General features: G+C 67.9%; 17 protein-coding genes. 6 read left to right on the top strand and 11 right to left on the bottom strand.

The features are described from left to right. The first annotated feature begins 1 nt into the window (after nucleotide 1). Nucleotides 2-1,111, top strand: a complete 1,110-nt coding sequence (locus tag EJ105_RS05800; protein WP_250165606.1) for a Zn-dependent alcohol dehydrogenase — start codon at nucleotides 2-4, stop codon at nucleotides 1,109-1,111. A gap of 47 nt (nucleotides 1,112-1,158) precedes the next feature. On the opposite strand, the gene EJ105_RS05795 is transcribed toward EJ105_RS05800, so the two are convergent. Both EJ105_RS05795 and EJ105_RS05790 read right to left on the bottom strand, forming a co-directional pair. Beyond that, nucleotides 1,159-1,983 carry a GntR family transcriptional regulator gene (locus EJ105_RS05795; protein ID WP_250165605.1) on the bottom strand — a complete coding sequence of 275 codons (825 nt, stop codon included), beginning with the start codon at nucleotides 1,981-1,983 and terminating at the stop codon, nucleotides 1,159-1,161. A 73-nt stretch (nucleotides 1,984-2,056) separates the two neighbouring features. Next, nucleotides 2,057-2,353, bottom strand: coding sequence for a DUF6166 domain-containing protein (locus tag EJ105_RS05790; protein WP_024278516.1), 297 nt, complete (start codon nucleotides 2,351-2,353; stop codon nucleotides 2,057-2,059). Nucleotides 2,354-2,507: 154 nt separating this feature from the next. Here EJ105_RS05790 and EJ105_RS05785 point away from each other — a divergent pair, with 154 nt between their 5' ends. Continuing rightward, nucleotides 2,508-2,855: an ArsC family reductase gene (locus tag EJ105_RS05785; protein ID WP_250165844.1), complete on the top strand. Its 348-nt coding sequence runs from the start codon at nucleotides 2,508-2,510 to the stop codon at nucleotides 2,853-2,855. Nucleotides 2,856-2,922: 67 nt separating this feature from the next. Here EJ105_RS05785 and EJ105_RS05780 read toward each other — a convergent pair whose 3' ends face one another. The 9 genes from EJ105_RS05780 to EJ105_RS05740 all read right to left on the bottom strand — a co-directional run bounded on the left by EJ105_RS05780 (nucleotide 2,923) and on the right by EJ105_RS05740 (nucleotide 12,015). Beyond that, nucleotides 2,923-3,396, bottom strand: coding sequence for an SRPBCC family protein (locus EJ105_RS05780; protein ID WP_250165604.1), 474 nt, complete (start codon nucleotides 3,394-3,396; stop codon nucleotides 2,923-2,925). Between the two features lie 54 nt (nucleotides 3,397-3,450). Further along, complete coding sequence (locus tag EJ105_RS05775; protein ID WP_250165843.1) at nucleotides 3,451-4,152, bottom strand: ABC transporter ATP-binding protein; 702 nt, start codon at nucleotides 4,150-4,152, stop codon at nucleotides 3,451-3,453. Next, nucleotides 4,145-4,897: an ABC transporter ATP-binding protein gene (locus tag EJ105_RS05770; protein WP_250165603.1), complete on the bottom strand. Its 753-nt coding sequence runs from the start codon at nucleotides 4,895-4,897 to the stop codon at nucleotides 4,145-4,147. The genes EJ105_RS05775 and EJ105_RS05770 overlap by 8 nt, the downstream gene beginning before the upstream one ends. Then, nucleotides 4,894-5,901 (bottom strand): branched-chain amino acid ABC transporter permease, encoded by a 1,008-nt coding sequence (locus EJ105_RS05765; protein WP_250165602.1) that lies wholly within the window; start codon nucleotides 5,899-5,901, stop codon nucleotides 4,894-4,896. The genes EJ105_RS05770 and EJ105_RS05765 overlap by 4 nt, the downstream gene beginning before the upstream one ends. A gap of 31 nt (nucleotides 5,902-5,932) precedes the next feature. Beyond that, nucleotides 5,933-6,805, bottom strand: a complete 873-nt coding sequence (locus tag EJ105_RS05760; protein WP_024278510.1) for a branched-chain amino acid ABC transporter permease — start codon at nucleotides 6,803-6,805, stop codon at nucleotides 5,933-5,935. 174 nt (nucleotides 6,806-6,979) lie between these two features. Then, a complete protein-coding gene (locus EJ105_RS05755; protein WP_250165601.1) occupies nucleotides 6,980-8,227 on the bottom strand; it encodes an ABC transporter substrate-binding protein in 1,248 nt (415 codons plus the stop codon). 43 nt (nucleotides 8,228-8,270) lie between these two features. Continuing rightward, a complete protein-coding gene (locus EJ105_RS05750) occupies nucleotides 8,271-10,664 on the bottom strand; it encodes a xanthine dehydrogenase family protein molybdopterin-binding subunit (RefSeq protein ID WP_250165600.1) in 2,394 nt (797 codons plus the stop codon). Next, nucleotides 10,661-11,158: a (2Fe-2S)-binding protein gene (locus EJ105_RS05745; protein ID WP_394041686.1), complete on the bottom strand. Its 498-nt coding sequence runs from the start codon at nucleotides 11,156-11,158 to the stop codon at nucleotides 10,661-10,663. The genes EJ105_RS05750 and EJ105_RS05745 overlap by 4 nt, the downstream gene beginning before the upstream one ends. Then, nucleotides 11,155-12,015 carry an FAD binding domain-containing protein gene (locus tag EJ105_RS05740; RefSeq protein ID WP_250165599.1) on the bottom strand — a complete coding sequence of 287 codons (861 nt, stop codon included), beginning with the start codon at nucleotides 12,013-12,015 and terminating at the stop codon, nucleotides 11,155-11,157. The genes EJ105_RS05745 and EJ105_RS05740 overlap by 4 nt, the downstream gene beginning before the upstream one ends. 396 nt (nucleotides 12,016-12,411) lie before the next feature. Between EJ105_RS05740 and EJ105_RS05735 the strand changes: the two genes are divergently transcribed. The 4 genes from EJ105_RS05735 to EJ105_RS05720 all read left to right on the top strand — a co-directional run bounded on the left by EJ105_RS05735 (nucleotide 12,412) and on the right by EJ105_RS05720 (nucleotide 18,752). Continuing rightward, entirely contained in the window at nucleotides 12,412-13,038 is a 627-nt protein-coding gene (locus tag EJ105_RS05735; RefSeq protein WP_024278505.1) for a TetR/AcrR family transcriptional regulator, read from the top strand. Between the two features lie 424 nt (nucleotides 13,039-13,462). Continuing rightward, nucleotides 13,463-14,635, top strand: a complete 1,173-nt coding sequence (locus EJ105_RS05730) for a DUF2778 domain-containing protein (protein WP_250165598.1) — start codon at nucleotides 13,463-13,465, stop codon at nucleotides 14,633-14,635. Between the two features lie 316 nt (nucleotides 14,636-14,951). Further along, nucleotides 14,952-17,279 (top strand): DUF3141 domain-containing protein, encoded by a 2,328-nt coding sequence (locus EJ105_RS05725; protein WP_250165597.1) that lies wholly within the window; start codon nucleotides 14,952-14,954, stop codon nucleotides 17,277-17,279. A 111-nt stretch (nucleotides 17,280-17,390) separates the two neighbouring features. Next, the gene (locus EJ105_RS05720) at nucleotides 17,391-18,752 is read left to right on the top strand and encodes a bifunctional enoyl-CoA hydratase/phosphate acetyltransferase (protein WP_250165596.1); all 1,362 of its coding nucleotides are present in this window, start codon (nucleotides 17,391-17,393) and stop codon (nucleotides 18,750-18,752) included. The last annotated feature ends 3 nt before the right edge of the window (nucleotides 18,753-18,755 follow it).

The raw sequence follows: 18,755 nt of genomic DNA, 5'->3' as shown, positions 1-18,755 counted from the left end.
CATGCCCCTCACCTATCGTGCCGCGGTGCTCCACGCGCCGCAGACGCCGCTCGCCATCGAGACGGTGGAGGCGGCCCCGCTCGGGCCATCCGACGTGCTCGTGCGCATCAAGGCGGCCGGGCTGTGCCATACCGATCTCGAGGTGATCGAGGGCGGCCTCGTCTACCCCATGCCCATCGTGCTCGGCCACGAGGCGGCGGGCATCGTGGAGGATGTAGGGCGGGAGGCGAAGGGCGTCCGCAAGGGCGACCATGTGGTGCTCTCCTGGAATCCCCATTGCGGCCACTGCTTCTATTGCGACCGCGCGCTGCCCATCCTGTGCGAGGGCTATCTCGCGGAAGGTCCGAAGGCCCGTGCCTTCGACGGCGCCGCCAAGGCGCGGCTCGCGGACGGGCGGGAGCTGGGGAACCTCATGTTCCTCGGCGCCTTCGGCGAATACTGCATCGTCACGGACCAGCAGGCCGTGCCGGTGCCCAAAGAACTTCCGTTTGACGAGGCGTGCCTCATCGGCTGCGGGATCATGACCGGCGTGGGCGCGGCATTGAACGTGGCGCACATCGGGCCCGGCGATACGGCCCTCGTCATCGGGTGCGGCGCCGTGGGCCTCGCGGCGGTGCAGGGGGCGAGGCTGGCAGGCGCAGAGACCATCCTTGCCGCCGATCTCGATGATGCCAAGCTCGCCCTCGCCCGCGCCATGGGGGCCACCCACACGGTGAATGCCCGCACGGGCAACGTGGTGGAGGCGGCCCGCGCGCTCACCCAAGGCCGCGGTGCCGACGTGGTGCTGGAATCGGCCGGCAGCCCGATTGCCTTCCGCGCGACGGTGGAGGCGGTGCGGCCGGGCGGCGAGGTGATCTGGCTCGGCAAGATCGACGTGACGAAGGACGTGTCCTTCCGCTGGGGCTCGCTGATGGCGGAAAAGCGCATCCGCCGCGTCTCCTATGGCGGTGCCCGCCCTGCCCGCGACTTCCCCTTCCTCGCTCGAGCCGCGCTTGCCGGACGGCTGGACCTCAAGGGCCTGATCTCCCGACGGATCGCGCTGGAGGAGATCAACGCGGGGTTCGCCGCGCTGAAGGCGGGCGAGACCATTCGCAGCGTCGTGATCTTCTGAAGGCTCGAGGCTCCCTCTCCCCTTGCGGGAGAGGGAGCCTCGAGCCCTCACGCATCCAGGGTCTTGCGGGCGAAATCCTCGATATAATCCACGAGGTTGGCAGCCGCGGTCTCGGCCCCTTTGCGGTCGCGGCGGGCCACCGCCTCGGCCACCTCGGCGTGGAGCCGGGCGGCGAGCGGCAGGTCGGCGACCTCCCGGTAATGCTGGTACCAGAAGCGACGCGACAGGGCGTTCATGAGGCCCATGGAGCGCACCGCGAACTCGTTGCGCGACGCCTGCGCCATCAAAAGGTTGAAGCGCCGATCAAGGCGCATGAAAGCGAGGTCGTCCTCCACCTCGGCCGCCTGCCGCATGGAGCCGGCGATCTCGGCGAAGGCGTCCCGCTCCTCGGCCGTGGCGCGCTCGGCGGCGAGGCCGGCCATCAGCACCTCCAGCACACGCCGCACCTCCAGCAGGCGAAGCTGGGTGCGCAGGTTGATATCCGACACCAGCACGCCGCGCCGCGGCAGCACCACGACCAGCCCGTCGCGGGCAAGGCGTTGCAGTGCCTCGCGGATGGGCGTGCGGCCGATCTTCAGCCGGTCGGAAAGCGTGAGTTCGGAAAGCACCGCGCCCGGGGGCAGTTGCAGGGTCGCGATCAGTTCCTCAAGGATGCGGTAGGCGCGATCGGTGAGGCTCGCATCCTCGGTCACCGGCTCATCCTTGCGGGCGCGACGGGCCGGGGTGCGAGGCTCCTTGCGAGTTTCGCGGAGCGGCTCCAACAGGAGATCAAGCGCGCCTTCACCTCCGGCCAGCGCGGATTGCCGCTTCTGGCGCCGCACCGGCGCCACGGAACCCGCAATGGCCCCTGCCTTGGACCCCGCCTTCGCCATGCCGCTTGCTCCCCTGCCTTGTCTCTGAGACGACGGATTCGTCTCCTGCCGTCAAGCCTCGGGCGGATGCCGATCAGGCTGCGACGCGGTGGAGCGCGGCGTCGATATCGTCGGAGGTCATCTCCCACTCGTTGGCGAAATTGGCGACCACGTCGCGCATGAACTGGTCGTGCAGCGAATAGGCGCGCCGGTCGTCGCCGAGGTGGTCGGCGAGCAAGGCGAGGGCGAGTTGGGCGGGGGCCTGCCCCTCATAGCTCCACTCGAAGCCGTCGCTGCTCAGTTTGGCGATGTCGGTGCGCTGCGGCAGCGGCTTGCCGTCCACCGTCACCGCGATGCCGTCGATGGTGCGGTCTCCCCGATAGGTCTTCATGCGTCCTGCCCTGCCTGTTATTGCCCGTCCAATTGGGATTGCACTGATATGTTACATGAGCAGCAGGAACCGTTCAACGGCCCTGCGACGCGAAAGCCGCGCGCGCGGCGGCGCGCCCTCGGGTAAGGTCGGTGCTTTCAGACGGGGGATTGCGATGACGACGACGATCTACGGCATCAAGGCCTGCGACACCATGAAGAAGGCGCGCGCCTGGCTCGACGAGAAGGGCGTCGCCTATGCCTTCCACGACTACAAGTCGGCCGGCATAGACGCGAACACGCTTCAGGGCTGGGCGAAGAAGGTCGGCTGGGAAAAGCTGCTTAACAGGGCCGGCACGACCTTCAGGAAGCTCCCTGACGCCGACAAGGCCCACATCGACGAGGCAAAGGCTCTGGCGCTGATGCTGGCGCACCCCTCCATGATCAAGCGCCCGGTGCTGGAGCACGGGCGCGATCTGATCGTCGGCTTCAAGCCGGAGGATTATGCGGCGCGGATAAAGTGAACCCGGGTGAAGTGAGGCCGACGTAAGCTACAGCAGACCTGCGCCGGCCTCGGGACCAGTGTGATGGTCAGGACGCCTCGGCCGCCGGAGGCACCTCGGCCGGCGCGTTCAGCGCTTCGGCGAAGCTGGTGAAGAACTGGTCGGAGAGCTTCTTGGCTGTCGCCTGCACGAGGCGCCCGCCAAGAGAGGCGAGCTTGCCGCCGATCTGGGCGTCCGCCACGTAGGTCAGGATGGTATCGGCGCCATCCTCGGCCAGCGCCACCTTGGCCTCGCCCTTGGCGAAGCCGGCGATGCCCCCATTGCCCTGCCCGACGATGCGGCAACCGGCCGGGGCCTCCATGTCGGTGAGTTCCACCGAGCCGGAGAAGGTGGCCGAGACCGGCCCGACCTTCACCTGCACCTTGGCGGCATAGGCGTTGTCGCCCGTCTGCTCCAGCTCCTTGCAGCCGGGAATGCAGCGCTTGAGCATCTCAGGATCAAGGATCGCCTTCCACACGGTCTCGCGCGGGGCGCTGATGCGATATTCGCCGGTCAGTTCCACGGGATGGTCCTCCCCTTGTTCTCGTTCGCGCGTGCCGCTCTTCGGCAATGGCGCTCAGACCGCACAATAGCGATCCTGGATGTCCTTGTCGGCGAGCAGTGCAGCAGCGCTCGATTGATGCACCAGCTCGCCCTGATCGATGATGATGGCGCGGCTCGCGAGATTGAGCGCCCATTCCACGTTCTGCTCCACCAGAAGCAGCGTCGTGCCCTGGTCGCGCAGCCGCCGGAAGAGCACGCCCATCTCCTCCACCAGCACCGGCATGATGCCCTCGGAGGGCTCGTCCAGCAGCACCATCTTCGGCTTGGAAATGATGGCGCGGGCGATGGCGAGCATCTGCTGCTCGCCACCGGACATGGTGGTCCCCTGCTGCTCCAGCCGCTCCTTCAGGCGCGGGAAGCTCTTGGCGATCTCGTCGATGGCCGCGCGCTCGTCCGTGCGGGCGGCGGCGACGAGGCCGAGCTGCAGGTTTTCCCGCACCGTAAGGCCGGAGACGATGCGCCGCTCCTCCGGCACGTAGCCGAGACCGAGGCGGAAGCGGGCGTGGGCACCGAGCGGCAGCAAATCCGTGCCGTCGAACGTCACCCGGCCTTCCACCCGCGGCATGAGCCCCATGATGGCCCGCAGGGTGGACGTCTTGCCGGCGCCGTTGCGACCGACGAGGGCGACGATTTCGCCCTGTTCGATCCTGAACGTCAGATCGTGGACGACGTGGCTCGGCCCGTACCAGGCATTGAGCTTCTCGACCTCAAGCATAGCCATCGTTCTGCCCCAGATAGACGCGGCGGACTTCCGGATCGGCCTGCACCGCTGTCGGCGTGCCGTCGGCGATGAGGCGGCCGTGATGCAGCACCAGGATGCGGTCCGACAGGCCGAGGATCATCTTCATCTTGTGCTCGACCAGGAGAATGGTGCGGTCCGCCGCGAGGCGCTCGATGAGCGCCACCATCTCCTTGGTCTCTTCCGGCCCCATGCCGGCCGTGGGCTCGTCGAGCAGCAGAAGCTCGGGGTTCGCCACCAGCGCGATGGCGATCTCCAGCGCCCGCTGCTCGCCATGGGCGAGGTCGCGGGCGCGGCGGGCGCGGCGATGGGTGAGGCCCACCTCGGCCAGCGCCGCCTCTGCTTTCTGCGCCAGCTCGGGATAGCGATCGCGATGGCTGAAGACGTCGTAGCGCGTCTTCAGTGCCTGTGCCGCCACACGCACGTTCTCCTCCACCGACAGCTCGGGAAAGAGGTTGGTGATCTGGTAGGAGCGGGCAATGCCGAGATGGGCGAAGCGGTGCTGCTTCAGCCCCTTCAGCTCCTGCCCCTTGAACCGGATGGAGCCGGTCGAGGGCTGGAGCACGCCGGACAGCACGTTGAAGAAGGTGCTCTTGCCGGCGCCATTGGGGCCGATCACTGCCGTCACCTTGTTGCGCTCGAAGCTGGCCGAGATGCCCGCGAGGGCCACGAAGCCGCCGAAGGAGCGGCCCACGTCCGTCACTTCCATCAGCGCGCTCATGACGCCCTCCTGCGGCGCACGATCTGGATCAGGCTGCCCCAGATGCCCTTGGGCAGGAACAGCACGAACAGGATGAAGACGATGCCGACGATGAGCTGCCAGTGGGTGGTCCACAGCGAGGCGACATCCTCGATGAGCAGGAACACCAGCGCCCCCACGAACGGCCCGAAGAAGGAGCCGGCGCCGCCCAGCATGGTCATCATCACCACGATGGACGAGGTGTGAACGCCCAGCGCATCGAGCGGTACAATGGAGAGATGAAGCGCGGAAAGCGTGCCGGCGAGGCCGCACAGGGCGCCCGAGAGCACGAACGATAGGAGCTTGGTGCGCTCCACGTCGAAGCCGCAGGCGCGGGCGCGGGTTTCGTTCTCGCGCACCGCCTCGATGGCCGCGCCGAAGGGGGAGTTCAGCACCCGCGACACGAACCACAGCGCCAGCGCTGCGAAGAACATGATGAAGTAGTATTTCGCCAGCGGGTTCAGCAGGTTCACCGAGAAGCCGCCGATCAGGTCGGCCTTCACCACAGTGAAGCCGCGCAGGCCGTTCTCGCCGCCGGTCCAGCCGGACGCCTGGAGCGCGACGTAATAGACGAGCTGCGCGAGCGCCAAAGTGACCATGCAGAAATAGATGCCGCGCGTGCGGATGGAGAGCGCGCCGATCACCACCGAGAGCAGGCTCGCGCCGACGATGCCCGTGAGCATGGCCGGAAACCAGCCGAAGCCGAGAAGGGCGATGGCCATTCCTGTCAGGTACGCCCCGGTGCCGAAGAAGGCGGCATGGCCGAAGGAGAGAAGGCCCGTGTAGCCGAACAGCAGGTTGAAGCCGACGGTGAACAGGCCGTAGATCAGCACGTTCACCGCCAGCGCCTGCGACGGCAGCACGAAGGGCAGCACCGCCAGCACGGCAATGGTGAGCGGCACGCGCCAGCGATCCAGCGCGGCGCCGGCCTTCGGCAGGGTGCGCGGCGCCACGCCCTGCCCGGCGGCGAGGTCGGTTGTGGTCATGGTGTCGTCTCCGTTCACGCGCCGGGTTCCGTCAGGCGCCGGCCGGCCGGCCGAACAGGCCCTGCGGTCGGACGAGGAGGATGAGAGCCATCAGGCCGAACATGACGATGGTCGCCATCTCGGGAGCGAACAGCGCGGTCATGCTCACGGCGACGCCCACGAGCAGCCCCGCCACCACGGCCCCGAGCAGCGATCCCATGCCGCCGATGACGGTGACGACGAAGGCCTCCGCCAGCACCAGCGTGCCCATCTCCGGGCTCACGTTGCGCATGGGCGCGGCCAGCACGCCGCCGAGCGCGGTGAGGCCGACGCCGAGGCCGAACACCAGCAGCCACAGCCGGCTCACGTCCACCCCCAGCACTTTCATGATGAGCGGATCGCGCGCGCCGGCCCGCACGATGAGGCCGAAGCGGGTCTTCTCCAGCGCCACCCAGAGCAGCAGCAGGATGACCGCCACCACGCCCATGACGAACAGGCGATAGATGGGGAAATAGCCGACGCCGAGATCCACCACGCCCTGAAGCGCGTCGGGCGCCGAGAAGGGAATGCCGTCCGTGCCGAAGGTGATGCGCACGGCCTCCACCAGCACATAGCCAAGGCCGAAGGTGAGCAGCAGCGGATCATCCGGCGTGCGGCCATAGAGCGGCCGGATCAGGAAGCGCTCGATCAGCATGCCCAGCACGCCGACCGCAAGGGGAGCGACGATGAGCGCCCACCAGAAGCTGCCGGTCTGCGCGGCGACCCACAGCCCCGCATAGGCCCCCACCATGAACAGGGCGCCATGGGCGAAATTCACGATGCCCAGCATGCCGAACACGATGGTGAGCCCGAGGGCGACCATCACCAGGATCGCCCCGAGCGCGAGCCCGGAGAACAGCTGCATGAGGATGAGTTCAAGGTCCATCGGGCGTCTCTCGGGGCGGACGGGGCATTCGGCACGGTGCTTCTCCCCTCTCCCCTTGCGGGAGAGGGGCCGGGGGTGAGGGGTTGGATCGCGCTCTGTTGCTGCCTTCCCCTCATCCGTCTCGCGGCTGCGCCGCGATCCACCTTCTCCCGCAAGGGGAGAAGGGATCAGGTCTCAGGTCGGGAAGCCCAGTTCGCCGCAGGAGCGCAGCATCTGCTCGGAGCCGGGGACGTTCTCGACGATGTCGAACAGGTCCTGCTCACTCTTCATGTCGGCCTTGGCCTTGGACTTCAGGACCAGCACCGATTGCACCGACTGGTGGTCGCACTTGCGGAAGTATTGCGGCCCCTTGGCCACGTCGTACTTCAAATCCTGCAGCGCCTCGACCACCTTGTCCGTGTCCGTCCCGCCGGCCTTCGCCATGGCCAGGAGCAGCGCAGAGACGCCCGTGAACCCGTAGGCCCCGTAATCGGTCGGAAGCGAGCCGTACGCCGCCTTGTAGGCGTCGTTGAAGGTCTTGGCGGAGGGGATGGTGCTCTCCAGCGCCCAGTAATAGTTGGCGCCGCCGATGATGCCCTCGAACACGTCGGGCGCCACGGCGATGCGCTGGTTGTGCAGCAGCACGGGCACCACGATCTGCATCTGCTTCTTCATGCCGAAGTCGTTGGCCTGCTTGATGGAGTTGGCCTGGTCACGACCGAAGTTGCAGATGGCGAGGATGTCCGGCTTGAGCGCGCGGATGCGGGGCATCAGCGTGGAATAGTCCGCCGCGCCGAAGGGGTGGAGGATCTCGCCGACGATCTCGGCGCCGAGTTCGCCGGCGGCGCGCTTGAAGCCGCGGATCATCTCGTGGCCATAGGCGTAGTCGGCGCCGAGCAGGGCCACCTTCGAGCCCTTCTTGAAGGTCGCCCGCGCCACGGCGGCCGTGGTCATGCGCGGATTGAGCGCCTCGTGGAAGGTGTACTTCGAGAAGTCCTTCACCTCGTTGATGGTGTCGGACTGGCTGATGGAGACGTAGATGACGCCACGGGCGCGCGTCACTTCGTTCACCGCGAGCTGAACGGCACTGGAGAGCGCCCCGACCACCGCGTGAACCTTGTCCTTCTCGATCAGCTCAAGGGTGCGGGTGGCGGCCTCGCCGGCGTTCAGCTTGTCGTCGCGGACCAGCAGTTCGACCTTGCGGCCGGCAATGCCGCCCTTGTCATTGACGAGCTTCACGGCGAGTTCCGCGCTCTTCACCTGGTCCTTCGCCTCGGCGCCGAAGGGGCCGGTGAGCGGGGTGGGGAAGCCGATGCGGATGGTCTCCGCCTGCGCCCGCACAAGGGCCGGCGAAGCGATGAGGCCGACGCCCGCGGCACCGAGGCCGGCAAGCACCGTGCGACGGGATACGCTGGAGAGGGGATGGTCGGTCCGCTTGGTCATGAAATCCTCCCGGTGTGTCTTGTTTTTTGGCTGTGGGCGGTCGTCAGTAGGCGCCGAGCGCTTTCAGGATGCGCGCGGGGGTCATGGGAATCTGGGTCAGCTCGGCGCCCAGCGGCGCGAGGGCGTCGTTGACCGCGTTGAGCGCGGCGGCGGACGACGCGGCGGTGCCCGCCTCCCCACAGCCCTTGGCACCAAGCTCGGTGTCGCGGGTCGGCGTTTCCATATGGGCGATGACGATGTCCGGCATCTCGCAGGACATGGGCACGAGATAATCGGCGAGCGAGCCGTTCACGAGCTGGCCGGCCTCGTCGTAGCGGCATTCCTCGAAGAAGGCGGCGCCGAGCCCCTGCACCACGCCGCCGCGCACCTGCTCCTCCACGAGGAGCGGGTTGATGATGCGGCCGCAATCCTCCACCACGAAGTGCTTGAGGATTTTGACGAGCCCTATCTCCGCATCCACCTCCACATGGCAGCCGTGGATGCCGTTGGTGAAGGCGAAGGGGTAGCCGGAAGGCGCATAGTGATGCGCAACCGTGAGCTGCGCGTCGGTGCCCGGCGGCAGCGTGTCGGAGCGGAAATAGGCGATGCGCGCGACCTCGGCGAGGCTGAGGCGCACCGTGCCGCCCGCCTTGTCCACCACCTCGGCATCGACGAGATCGAGGTCGCCCGGCTGCGCCTGGAGGATGGCGGCGGCCACGTTCAGCACGTTGGCCTTGAGCTTCTTCGCAGCCTGAAGGGCCGTCTCGCCGCCGATCCCGGCACCGCGGCAGGCCCAGGTGGCGCCGCCGTGGGGCGTCACCTCGGTGTCGCCGGTGATGACCCGCACGATATCCCGGGACACGCCGAGATAATCGGCGACGATCTGGCCGATGATGGCCTCGGTGCCCTGCCCCTGCTCCGTCACCGAAATCAGGCAGCGCACCTCGCCGGACGGGGTGATCTTGATGACCGCCCCGTCCTGCGCCGAGATGCGCGCACCGCCGATGCCGTAGAAAGCGGGCGTGGGATTGGTGATCTCGACGAAGGCGGCGATGCCGATGCCGCGATGGATGCCGCGGGCGCACAGCTCCGCCTGCTCGGCGCGCAGGCGGTCATAGTCCATCAGCGTCTTGAGCTTCGCGAGGCAGGCCTCATGGGAGAGCTGCTCGAACTTGAAGCCGGTGAGGGACTGGCAGGGATAGGCGTCGTCCGAGATGAGGTTGCGCGCGCGCACCTCGAACGGGTCGAGCCCGGTCGCGGCGGCGGCCTTCTCCATCAGATGCTCGGTCACGGCGCAGGCGATGGGATGGCCCACCGCCCGATACTGGCTCGTCTGCGTCTTATTCTGGAACACCACTTTCAGATCGGCGCGGTAGGCCTCCAGCCGGTAGGGCGCGCCGATGAGGCGGATGACCTGGTTGCCCTCCACCGCACTGGTGCGAGGATAGGTGGAGAAGGCGCCGATGGCGGTCTCGTCCTCCACCGCCATGGCGAGGATGCGGCCGTCCGCGCCCACCGCCGCCTTCGCCTTCACGCGATGATCGCGGGCGTGGATGTCGGAGACGAAGGCCTCCAGCCGGTCCACCACGTATTTCACCGGCCGGCCCGCCAGCATGGACAGGCCGATGACCGCCATGTCCTCGTGATAGACATGCAGCTTCACGCCGAACGAGCCGCCCACGTCCGGCGCCGCCACCCGCACGCGGGCTTCGGGAATGCCATAGTGGCGGGAATAGAGGTCCTGGAACTGGAACGGCGTCTGGGTGCCATGATGGACGGTGAGGGCGTGCTCGCTGGCATCGTAGTCGGCGATGATCGCGCGCGGCTCCAGCGTCACGCCCGTGTGGCGGCCGAAGGCGAGGTCCGCCTCCACGACATGCGCGGCAGAGGCGAAGAGGTCGTCGACCGCGCCGCTCTCCAGAGCTGAGCGGAAGCACAGATTGTCGGCGAAGCCCTCCACGAGACGCGGGGCGTCGGGCGCCAGCGCCGTGTCGAGATCGGCGAGGACGGGCAGGTCCTCATACTCGATCTCCACCAGTTCGCAGGCGTCCTCGGCGGCAGCACGGCTTTCCGCCACCACGGCGACCACCGCCTGCCCGCTCCATGTCACCCGCTCGAGGGGCAGCGGAAGCTGGGGCTCGGACTTCATGCCCTTGAAATGGTCGAGCGTGCCCACCCACGGCGTACACAGCTTCGCAAGGTCCTCCCCCGTCGCCACCAGAGCAACGCCGGGCGCCGCGCGGGCGGCCTCCACGTCGATGCGCACAATGCGGGCATGGGCGAAGGGCGAGCGCACGAAGGCCGCATGCAGCATGCGCGGCCGCTTCATGTCGGTGACATAGTTGCCCCGCCCGGCCACCAGCCGCTTGGCATTGGGGCGCGGTAGCGGACGGCCCACATGAACGCCCGGCTCAAGATGGGGCGCCGCGCCGAGCGGACGGTCGAAGGGGGCATTCATTCCGCACCCTCCCCGTTCGCCTTGCGGGCAGCCGCCTCGATGGCGTCGACGATGGCCTCGTAGCCGGTGCAGCGGCAGTAATTGCCGGAGATCGCGTCGCGAATTTCCTCGCGATCCGGCACGCTACCGCGGGCGATCAGGGCATGGGCGTTCACCAGCATGCCCGGCGTGCAGAAGCCGCATTGCAGCGCGTTGCGCTCATGGAAGGCCTGCTGGAGCGGCGCCAGCGCGCCGCTGGCGACAAGCCCCTCCACCGTCTCGACGCTCTGCCCCTGCGCCTGCACAGCGAAGACGAGGCAGGAATGCACCGGCACCCCATCCAGCAGCACGAGGCAGGCGCCACAGGCCCCCATCTCACAGCCCACATGGGTGGCGGTGAGTTCGAGATCCGTGCGCAGGAAATCCGCCAGCGTGGTCCGCGGCGCGACCATGCGCGCGACCTCCTCGCCATTGACGGTGAGGGAGAGGGGGACGGTGCCCGCCATCATATTCATGAGCAGGTCTCCAGCTTGCGCAGCAGACGCCCGAGCAGGACGCGCGCGAGGTGGCGGCGCATGGCGGCAGGAATTTCGGCGTCGTCCAGTGGATCGATGTCGGCATCGAGCGCGCGCTGGGCGGCGGCGATGGTGTCGGCATCGAGCGCCTTGCCGGCAATCTCCGCCTCGGCATTGCGGGCGCGCACCGGCGTCGGGCCGACCGAAAAGAGAGCGATGCGCGGGTTCACGATCACCGCGCCGTCACGCTCGGCGAGGATGCCGCCGCCGACCATGGCGTAGTCGCCACGACGTCGCGCCATCTCGTCGAAGGCACAGACATGGCGCGGCCCGGCGGCCGGCACATGCAGCGCCACGAGGATTTCCCCGGGCTCGATGGCGGTCTGGTAGAGGTCCTGAAAGAAGTCATCGGCGGCGACGCGGCGCATGCCGTCGACCCCGGAGATTTCCATCTCGGCGCCCATCGCCAGCATCATGGCCGGGAATTCGGAGGCCGGATCGGCCAGCGCCACGCTGCCGCCGACCGTGCCGCGATTGCGGATGGCGGGATGGGCGACGAAAGGCGCGGCGGCCGCAAGCAGCGGCGCATGGGCCCGGATCAGCGGCTCGGTCAGCGTTTCGGCATGGCGGGTGAGCGCGCCGATGCGCAGGGTTTCCCCGTCCAGCCGCACGCCGCGCATCTCGGGAATCGCGGAGAGGTCGATCAGCACCTGCGGCGCCTGCAGCCGCATCGCCAGCGCCGGCACGAGGCTCTGCCCGCCGGAGATGAAGCTTGCATCCCCATCGGCCCCGGCAAAGGCGGCATGCGCCTCGGCAAGGCTCGACGGACGCGCATAGGCGAAAGCGCGGGCTTTCAAGGGCAGGTTCCTCCCGGTCGAGCGTGGCTTCATTTTAGTGACCACTTGGTCACAACATGATATCAGGCCGATGTGCCTGTCAATAGTGCTGTGCGACCATTGGCGAAGTGCTTGGGAAAAGCGCTGGCAGGGAAATCATTGCAGTGCAGCGCGACGCTATTCCCACCCGGATATATGATTGTTGCCTTCCCTCACCTTTTCCTCGACTTCACGCGCCACAGGAGCTGCCGCCGCGACGTGGGAGCGGGCGTCGCCGCGCTCGGAGACCCTTGGTGGCGCGGGAAGGTTGCGCTATCGCAGGACGGTGGGCGCCCGGCCCATGCGTTGAACGGACTCGCCTTGAAGCCCACGCCCGACCAGAAGCCGCCGCCGCCCGCCCGCCCCCGTCGCCAGCACATGCGGGCGGCCGACCGCGAACAGGCGATCATCGAGGAAGCCGTGCGCTTCTTCGCCGAGCACGGATTCGAGGGACAGACGCGCGAGCTGGCGAAGCGGATGGGAATCACCCATTCCGCCATCTACCGCTACATCCCTTCCAAGGAAGCGCTCATCGAGCGGGTCTACGAGCACGTCTATCTCAGCCGCTGGAAGGCGGACTGGGCGCCTCTCGTGACCGACCGATCCAAGCCGCTGGAGGCGCGGCTCACGCAATTCTACCTCGAATATGTCGAGCAGGTTTTCGACTACCACTGGGTGCGAATCTTCGCCTTTTCAGGCCTCAAGTCGTTCGACATCACCAGCCGCTACCTCATGATCGTCCGCGACCAGATCATCCTGCCCGCCTGCGCCGAGCTCAGGGCAGAGCTGAAGCTGCCGGCCCCCGGCGAAATTCCGGTCAGCGAACGCGAGGCCGAGCTGTTCTGGGGCCTGCACGGGCGCATTTTCTACCTTGCGATCCGCCGCTACGTGTACGGCACCACGACGCCGGAGGATCTCGACCCCATCGTCCGCGACGCGGTTCGCGCCTTCCGCGCCGGTGTCGCACCCGTGCTGAAGGACATCCTAGCGCAAGCCGGATCCTGAAGAATGAAGGGCCTCGGGAGGGGGCTGCGCAGATGACGCAACGTCATGCTCGCCCCTCGCCAAGACGGCGTTCCCTTGGTAAAGTTTCCGTGCGAACGGCCTTGTTCTCGCCGTCGTGATCTGGTCTAGCGTGGGGCGTAAAGGGAAAAGAAACCGAATTTCGGCAAGGTTGCAGGGCTGGCGGGAATGTGCGGCGGGGCCGCGCGGGCGCAGCGTTCTGAGCCGGTGGTCGGTCGGAGAATATCCGAACCGGGCAAGGTTTGTGCGATGCGTTAGACCGAGGGACCCTGCGATGGACGAACGGAGCCGGTACCGACCGGCAGCGCTGATAGCGGGGACCATGAGGCACTCGGACCGGCAGGAATACGCGGCTTGGCAGGACGACGCGAGCGATCATGACGCGCGCGCGGGCCATGACGCAGGCTTGCGCGACCACGGTGAATGGGACCGCGACGACGCTGATCCCCATGCCGACTGGCATGACCGGGCCGACTGGCACTGGACGCCGCACGTCCACGAGGAGGAGGTCGATGCCTCCGACTACGACCCCCACGCCTCGGATCCCCGGCCGCGCAGCACGTCCCGCCGCGGCACACTCGTCGGCATCGGCACGGGCGTCGTCGCCGGCCTGATGGTTGCCGCAGGGGCCGTCTGGTACACGCAAGGCTCGTTCGCGTTCGGCGTCTCCGCACCGCCGCCCCAGATCGTCAACCGCCCCCTCGTCCGCGAGCTCAGCATGGCGGCCGCGGGAACGACCGTGACCGAGATTTCGCTCGTCGTCGGCTCCGGCGCGCTGGGCGTCGATCCGGGCAGCATCTACCTGACCAACGTGGCCATTGATGGCCGGTCCTTTGCCGCCGGGCCTGGACCGTCGGACAATTCCGCGCGCCTCACCGGCCGCGTCGTGCCGCTGCCCATGGCCAATCCACTGAACCGGAACCAGGTGGCTGCCGCTGACGGAATCAAGGCGCTGGAACAGTTTGACCAGGGCGCGGTGCCCCTGCCCCTGCGCAAGCCGGCCATGCCGAACCAGCGCCTCGCCTATGCCTCCCTGCCCGACGCCTCCCTGACCGACACGCCCTCTGCCGTCCCCGGCAGCCAGGCCCCGGCTCCAGAGACGCCGACGCTCTCAGAGGATGAGCCGGCACTGCCAACGCCCGGCAGCGGCTATGCCATCTACGACATCAAGGCCAAGGTCGTTTACATGCCGAACGGGGATCGGCTGGAAGCCCATTCTGGCTACGGCGATACCTTCGACGACGTGCGTGCCGTCAACAAGCGCATGGTGGGCCCGACCCCGCCCAACACCTACCAGCTGACCATGCGCGAATCCCTGTTCCACGGCATCGAGGCGGTGCGCCTCAATCCGATCGGAACCGGCCGGATGTACGGCCGCGCCGGCATCCTCGCCCACCCCTATCTCCTTGGTCCGCGTGGAGATTCCAACGGCTGCGTGTCGGTCAAGGACTACGACAAGTTCCTTGCCGCCTTCAAACGCGGTGAGGTGAAGAAGATGGTGGTGGTGGCCGAGCTGAAGCATGGCCCCAAGAAGGAAGAGAACTTCCTCCTGTCCTTCCTGAAGCCCAGGGACCAGTAGGGCGCCGGGGCGCCCTTCCGCTGCAGGGCAAATTTTGCTCTCGGCGCCATTTCGACAATCCAGCAATGGCAAGGGTGCACGCCGGCTTTCGGTAGCGGCGAACCTCAATTCAGGCTGCAGTGCAGCAGAATGCACGCCATTCTTGCGCCACATCAAATTTCGCTGGCTTTCCGGATAGATACGGATGCTCCCGCACCCGTAGATCAACGGAATTGACCCGAGGGAGAGACGGGACCTTAGCTGCGGCCATTCGCACGTGCGAAAGCAACGTCCGGCCTGTCGCAATCGTTGGGCCGGCGAGAGACGGGAGCCCGTCATGGCCGCCGATACGCCTGCCCCCTCCCCTGTCCTTTCCCCCTTCCAGAACCTGCTGCCGTTCGACCCGAACGCCGCGATGTCGGCATTCCAGAAGGGACTTTCACCGGCATTCAACCCACAGTTCGGCATGGGTTCAGGTGCGAGTCAGGGCGGACCTCTCGGCGCCTACCTCGTGGACGCCACCCAGCGCCAGGTCCTCTTCCTCGATCTCCTCCGCCGGAGGGGGAACGAGCAGCACGATATGACCTCACGCCCCATGGCGACGGTGCTCTCCTTCGACCATGAGGTGCTGGTGAGCGGGCGGGCGCTGCCGCGGCCCATCAACTACTCCCTGTCCCGCATCGTCCCCCCCGCCGGAGTGGTGGTGGACCCGCGGAAGCGGCCGGTGGTGGTGGTGGACCCGCGCGCCGGGCAGGGGCCGGGCATCGGCGGGTTCAAGACCGAGAGCGAGATCGGCGAGGCGCTGGGCACCGGGCATCCGGTCTACTTCATCGGCTTCGCCGCCGAGCCGGAACCGGGGCAGACCTTCCTCGACGTGGTGGAAGGGCAGGTCTCCTTCTTCGAGCGGATCCGGCAGATGCACCCGGAGGCGCCGCCTACCTTCGCCATCGGCAATTGCCAGGCCGGCTACCAGACGCTGATGGTGGCGATGCTGCGGCCGGACCTGTTCGGCCCCTGCATGGTGGCGGGCTCGCCCATGTCCTACTGGCAGGGCGTGCATGGCAAGAACCCCATGCGCTATTCCGGCGGCCTGCTCGGCGGCTCGTGGCTGACCAACCTCATCAGCGACCTCGGCGGCGGCAAGTTCGACGGCACCTGGCTGATCCTGAACTTCGACAATCTGAACCCGGCCAACTGGCTGTGGGGCAAGCAGTATGACGTCTGGTCGAAGGTGGACACGGAAGGCCCGCGCTATCTCGAGTTCGAGAAGTGGTGGGGCGACTTCATCAAGCTGAACGGCGACGAGATCCAGTTCCTGGTGGACGAGTTCTTCATCGGCGACAAGCTCACCCGCAACGAGGTGCGCTCCACCGACGGCAAGGTGTTCGACCTGCGCAACATCTCCTCGCCGGTCATCGTCTTCACCTCGCAGGGCGACAACATCTCCCCGCCGCCGCAGACGCTGGGCTGGATCCTCGACCTCTACAGGGACGTGGACGACATCCGCGCCGAGGGCCGCACCATCGTCTATTGCATGAACCAGAAGGTGGGCCACCTCGCCATCTTCGTCTCGGCCAAGGTCGGGGCGAAGGAGGACGAGGAGCTGGTGCGCCTCATGGACCTCATCGACTGCCTGCCCCCCGGCCTCTACGAGCTGGTGATCGAGCCGGCCTCCGAGGAGCAGGTGAAGGCCGGTGGCCCGGCCTGGCATTCCCGCTTCGAGCTGCGCTCGCTGGACGACATCCGCGCCTATGGCCGCAACAGCGTGGAGGATGATCGCGCCTTCGCCGCTGCGCGGCGGGTGTCGGAGATCAATCACTCGCTCTATCGCACCTTCCTCCAGCCCGTCGTGAAGGCGATGGCGACGCCGCAGCTCGCGGATGCGCTGTTCCGCTTCAATCCGCTGCGGCTCTCCTACTCCCTGTTCGCGGACACCAACCCGCTCATGAAGGGGGTGGAGAAGCTCGCCGCCGACGTCACCACGGCCCGCAAGCCGGCGGACGCCTCCAATCCCTTCGTCACGGCGCAGAACTTCTGGTCCGACCAGATCAACGCCGCCCTCGACGGCTGGCGCGATGTGCGCGACCGGGCGGTGGAGCAGTCCTTCTTCGCCGTCTACGGCTCGCCGGTGCTGCACGGCCTTCTGGGCCTCAACCTCGACGAGAAGGTCCGCGAGCTGCCGGCCAACAGCCCGCAGAAGGAAGCCTTCCGCGACCGCAAGATCGCCGAGTTCCGCGACCGCGTGGCCGAAGGCGGCTTCAACGAGGCACTGGTGCGCGCCTCGCTCTACGTGCTCTCGGTGACACGCGCGCTGGACGAGGCGGCCGCCAGCTCGCTCAACGAGACGCGGCAGAAGCTGATGCAGCTCTCGCTGCCCGAGTTCAAGACGCTGGTGCGCGACCAGTTCTACATCCTGCTCCTGGAACGGGAGAAGGCGGTGGAGGCCATCGCCCGTCTGGTCACAGATCCCGGCCAGCGGCAGGATCTGGTGAACAAGGTGGTCGGCGTCGCCACGGCGGATGGCACCTACACCCCCGGCGAGCGGGCCCTGGTGGAACGCCTGGCCGAAATCCTCGGCGTCTCGGCGCCGAAGAACGTGGCGCTGGCAGCGGTGAAGACCGCGCCGGCCCCCGTGCCCGGCCAGAACCTCCCCGCAGCCGTCTGAGCCGGGAAGACGGGCGCGGCGCATCCCCCGCGCCGCGCCCGGACTTCTCTTTTCCCCGGCCCGCCTGTTCCTCGCCTTCCCTCCCAGTGACGCGCCCGAGGAGGCATGTTCGTGCCCACCATCGCCAATCGTCTGTTCGAGGACATCAAAGCGGGCGACAGTGCGTCCGCCACGCGTATCATCCGCACGCCGGACCTGCGGGCCTGGGGCGCCGCCTTCGGCGATGCCGGCATGCTCGCCGGCGCCGGGTCGGGTCAGGCGGATGCCGGCCTTGCCGCCTCCCTGTTCGCCGCCCTGGTGGGCACCTCCCTGCCCGGCCCCGGCGCGGCCATCCGCGCCTCCAGCGTGCGCATCGCCGCGCCGCTGCCGGCCGACGTGCCGCTCACCGTTTCCCTTTCGGTCCGCGAAACGAACGCGGCGGACCGCACGCTCGGCCTCGACGGCGCGATCGCCGCGCCCTCCGGCGCCATCGTCGCCACCGCCGCCATCACCGTGGCCGCGCCCGAGAAGGCCATCAGCGTCAGCGTGCCCGAGCATCGGCTGGAGGCGCTGCTGGAGCGCTGCAAGGGGCTCGATCCCCTGCCCACCGGCGTGGTCCATCCCTTGAGCCTTGATGCCCTGTCCGGCGCCCTCGATGCTGCCGCCGCCGGGCTCATCAAGCCTGTGCTGTTCGGTCCGGAGGCGGACATCCGCCGCATCGCCGCATCTGGCGGCCTCGATCTTTCCGGCGCCCGCGTCGTCTCCACCACGAGCGAGGAAGACTCGGCCGCCAAGGCCGCCGCTGCGGCCGGCGCGGGCGAGGTGGGGGCGCTGATGAAGGGTAGCCTTCACACCGACGTGCTGCTTCGCGCCGTGATGGCGAAGGAGGCGGGGCTGCGCACCGGCCGGCTGCTCAGCCATTGCGCCATCATGTCCGTGCCCACCTATGCCCGCCGCGTGCTGGTGACGGATGTGGCGCTCAACATCGCGCCCGACACAGACCAGAAGCGCGACATCTGCCAGAACGCCATCGGCCTCGCGAAGGCGCTGGGCATCGAGACGCCCAAGGTGGCGGTGCTGGCGGCGGTGGAGATGGTGCACACCAAGATGCCCGCCACCCTCGACGGCGCCATCCTCTCCAAGATGGCCGATCGGGGCCAGATCGTCGGCGGCATCGTGGACGGACCGCTCGACCTCGACGCGGCGGTGGATGCCGCGGCGGCGCAGGTGAAGCACATCGTCTCGCCCGTCGCCGGCACGGCGGACGTGCTGCTGGTGCCCAACATCGAGGCCGGCAACATGGTCTACAAGAATCTCGGCTTCATGGCCGACGCCCAGAGCGCCGGCCTCGTGGTCGGCGCCCGCGTGCCGGTGATGCTGACGAGCCGCGCCGACAGCGCCGAGGCCCGGCGCTTCTCCGCCGCCGCGGCGGTGATCTACGCCGATGCGCTCAAGCGCACGCCCGACGCCATCCTTCCCCACACCGCCGACTGAGCG

It is taken from the genome of Xanthobacter aminoxidans, from assembly GCF_023571765.1.
GTDB classification, from domain to species: domain Bacteria; phylum Pseudomonadota; class Alphaproteobacteria; order Rhizobiales; family Xanthobacteraceae; genus Xanthobacter; species Xanthobacter aminoxidans.
Note: the sequence above shows the minus strand (reverse complement) of the source record. Positions and strands in the feature narration are given on the sequence as shown.

Excerpts from the sequence above, each read along its gene's own strand:
- EJ105_RS05725 (WP_250165597.1), top strand. The coding sequence starts at position 14,952 with ATGGCCGCCGATACGCCTGCCCCCTCCCCTGTCCTTTCCCCCTTCCAG.
- EJ105_RS05755 (WP_250165601.1), bottom strand. The coding sequence starts at position 8,227 with ATGACCAAGCGGACCGACCATCCCCTCTCCAGCGTATCCCGTCGCACG.
- EJ105_RS05785 (WP_250165844.1), top strand. The coding sequence starts at position 2,508 with ATGACGACGACGATCTACGGCATCAAGGCCTGCGACACCATGAAGAAG.
- EJ105_RS05745 (WP_394041686.1), bottom strand. The coding sequence starts at position 11,158 with ATGAATATGATGGCGGGCACCGTCCCCCTCTCCCTCACCGTCAATGGC.
- EJ105_RS05770 (WP_250165603.1), bottom strand. The coding sequence starts at position 4,897 with ATGAGCGCGCTGATGGAAGTGACGGACGTGGGCCGCTCCTTCGGCGGC.
- EJ105_RS05765 (WP_250165602.1), bottom strand. The coding sequence starts at position 5,901 with ATGACCACAACCGACCTCGCCGCCGGGCAGGGCGTGGCGCCGCGCACC.
- EJ105_RS05800 (WP_250165606.1), top strand. The coding sequence starts at position 2 with ATGCCCCTCACCTATCGTGCCGCGGTGCTCCACGCGCCGCAGACGCCG.
- EJ105_RS05795 (WP_250165605.1), bottom strand. The coding sequence starts at position 1,983 with ATGGCGAAGGCGGGGTCCAAGGCAGGGGCCATTGCGGGTTCCGTGGCG.
- EJ105_RS05750 (WP_250165600.1), bottom strand. The coding sequence starts at position 10,664 with ATGAATGCCCCCTTCGACCGTCCGCTCGGCGCGGCGCCCCATCTTGAG.
- EJ105_RS05760 (WP_024278510.1), bottom strand. The coding sequence starts at position 6,805 with ATGGACCTTGAACTCATCCTCATGCAGCTGTTCTCCGGGCTCGCGCTC.
- EJ105_RS05775 (WP_250165843.1), bottom strand. The coding sequence starts at position 4,152 with ATGCTTGAGGTCGAGAAGCTCAATGCCTGGTACGGGCCGAGCCACGTC.
- EJ105_RS05735 (WP_024278505.1), top strand. The coding sequence starts at position 12,412 with ATGCGGGCGGCCGACCGCGAACAGGCGATCATCGAGGAAGCCGTGCGC.
- EJ105_RS05790 (WP_024278516.1), bottom strand. The coding sequence starts at position 2,353 with ATGAAGACCTATCGGGGAGACCGCACCATCGACGGCATCGCGGTGACG.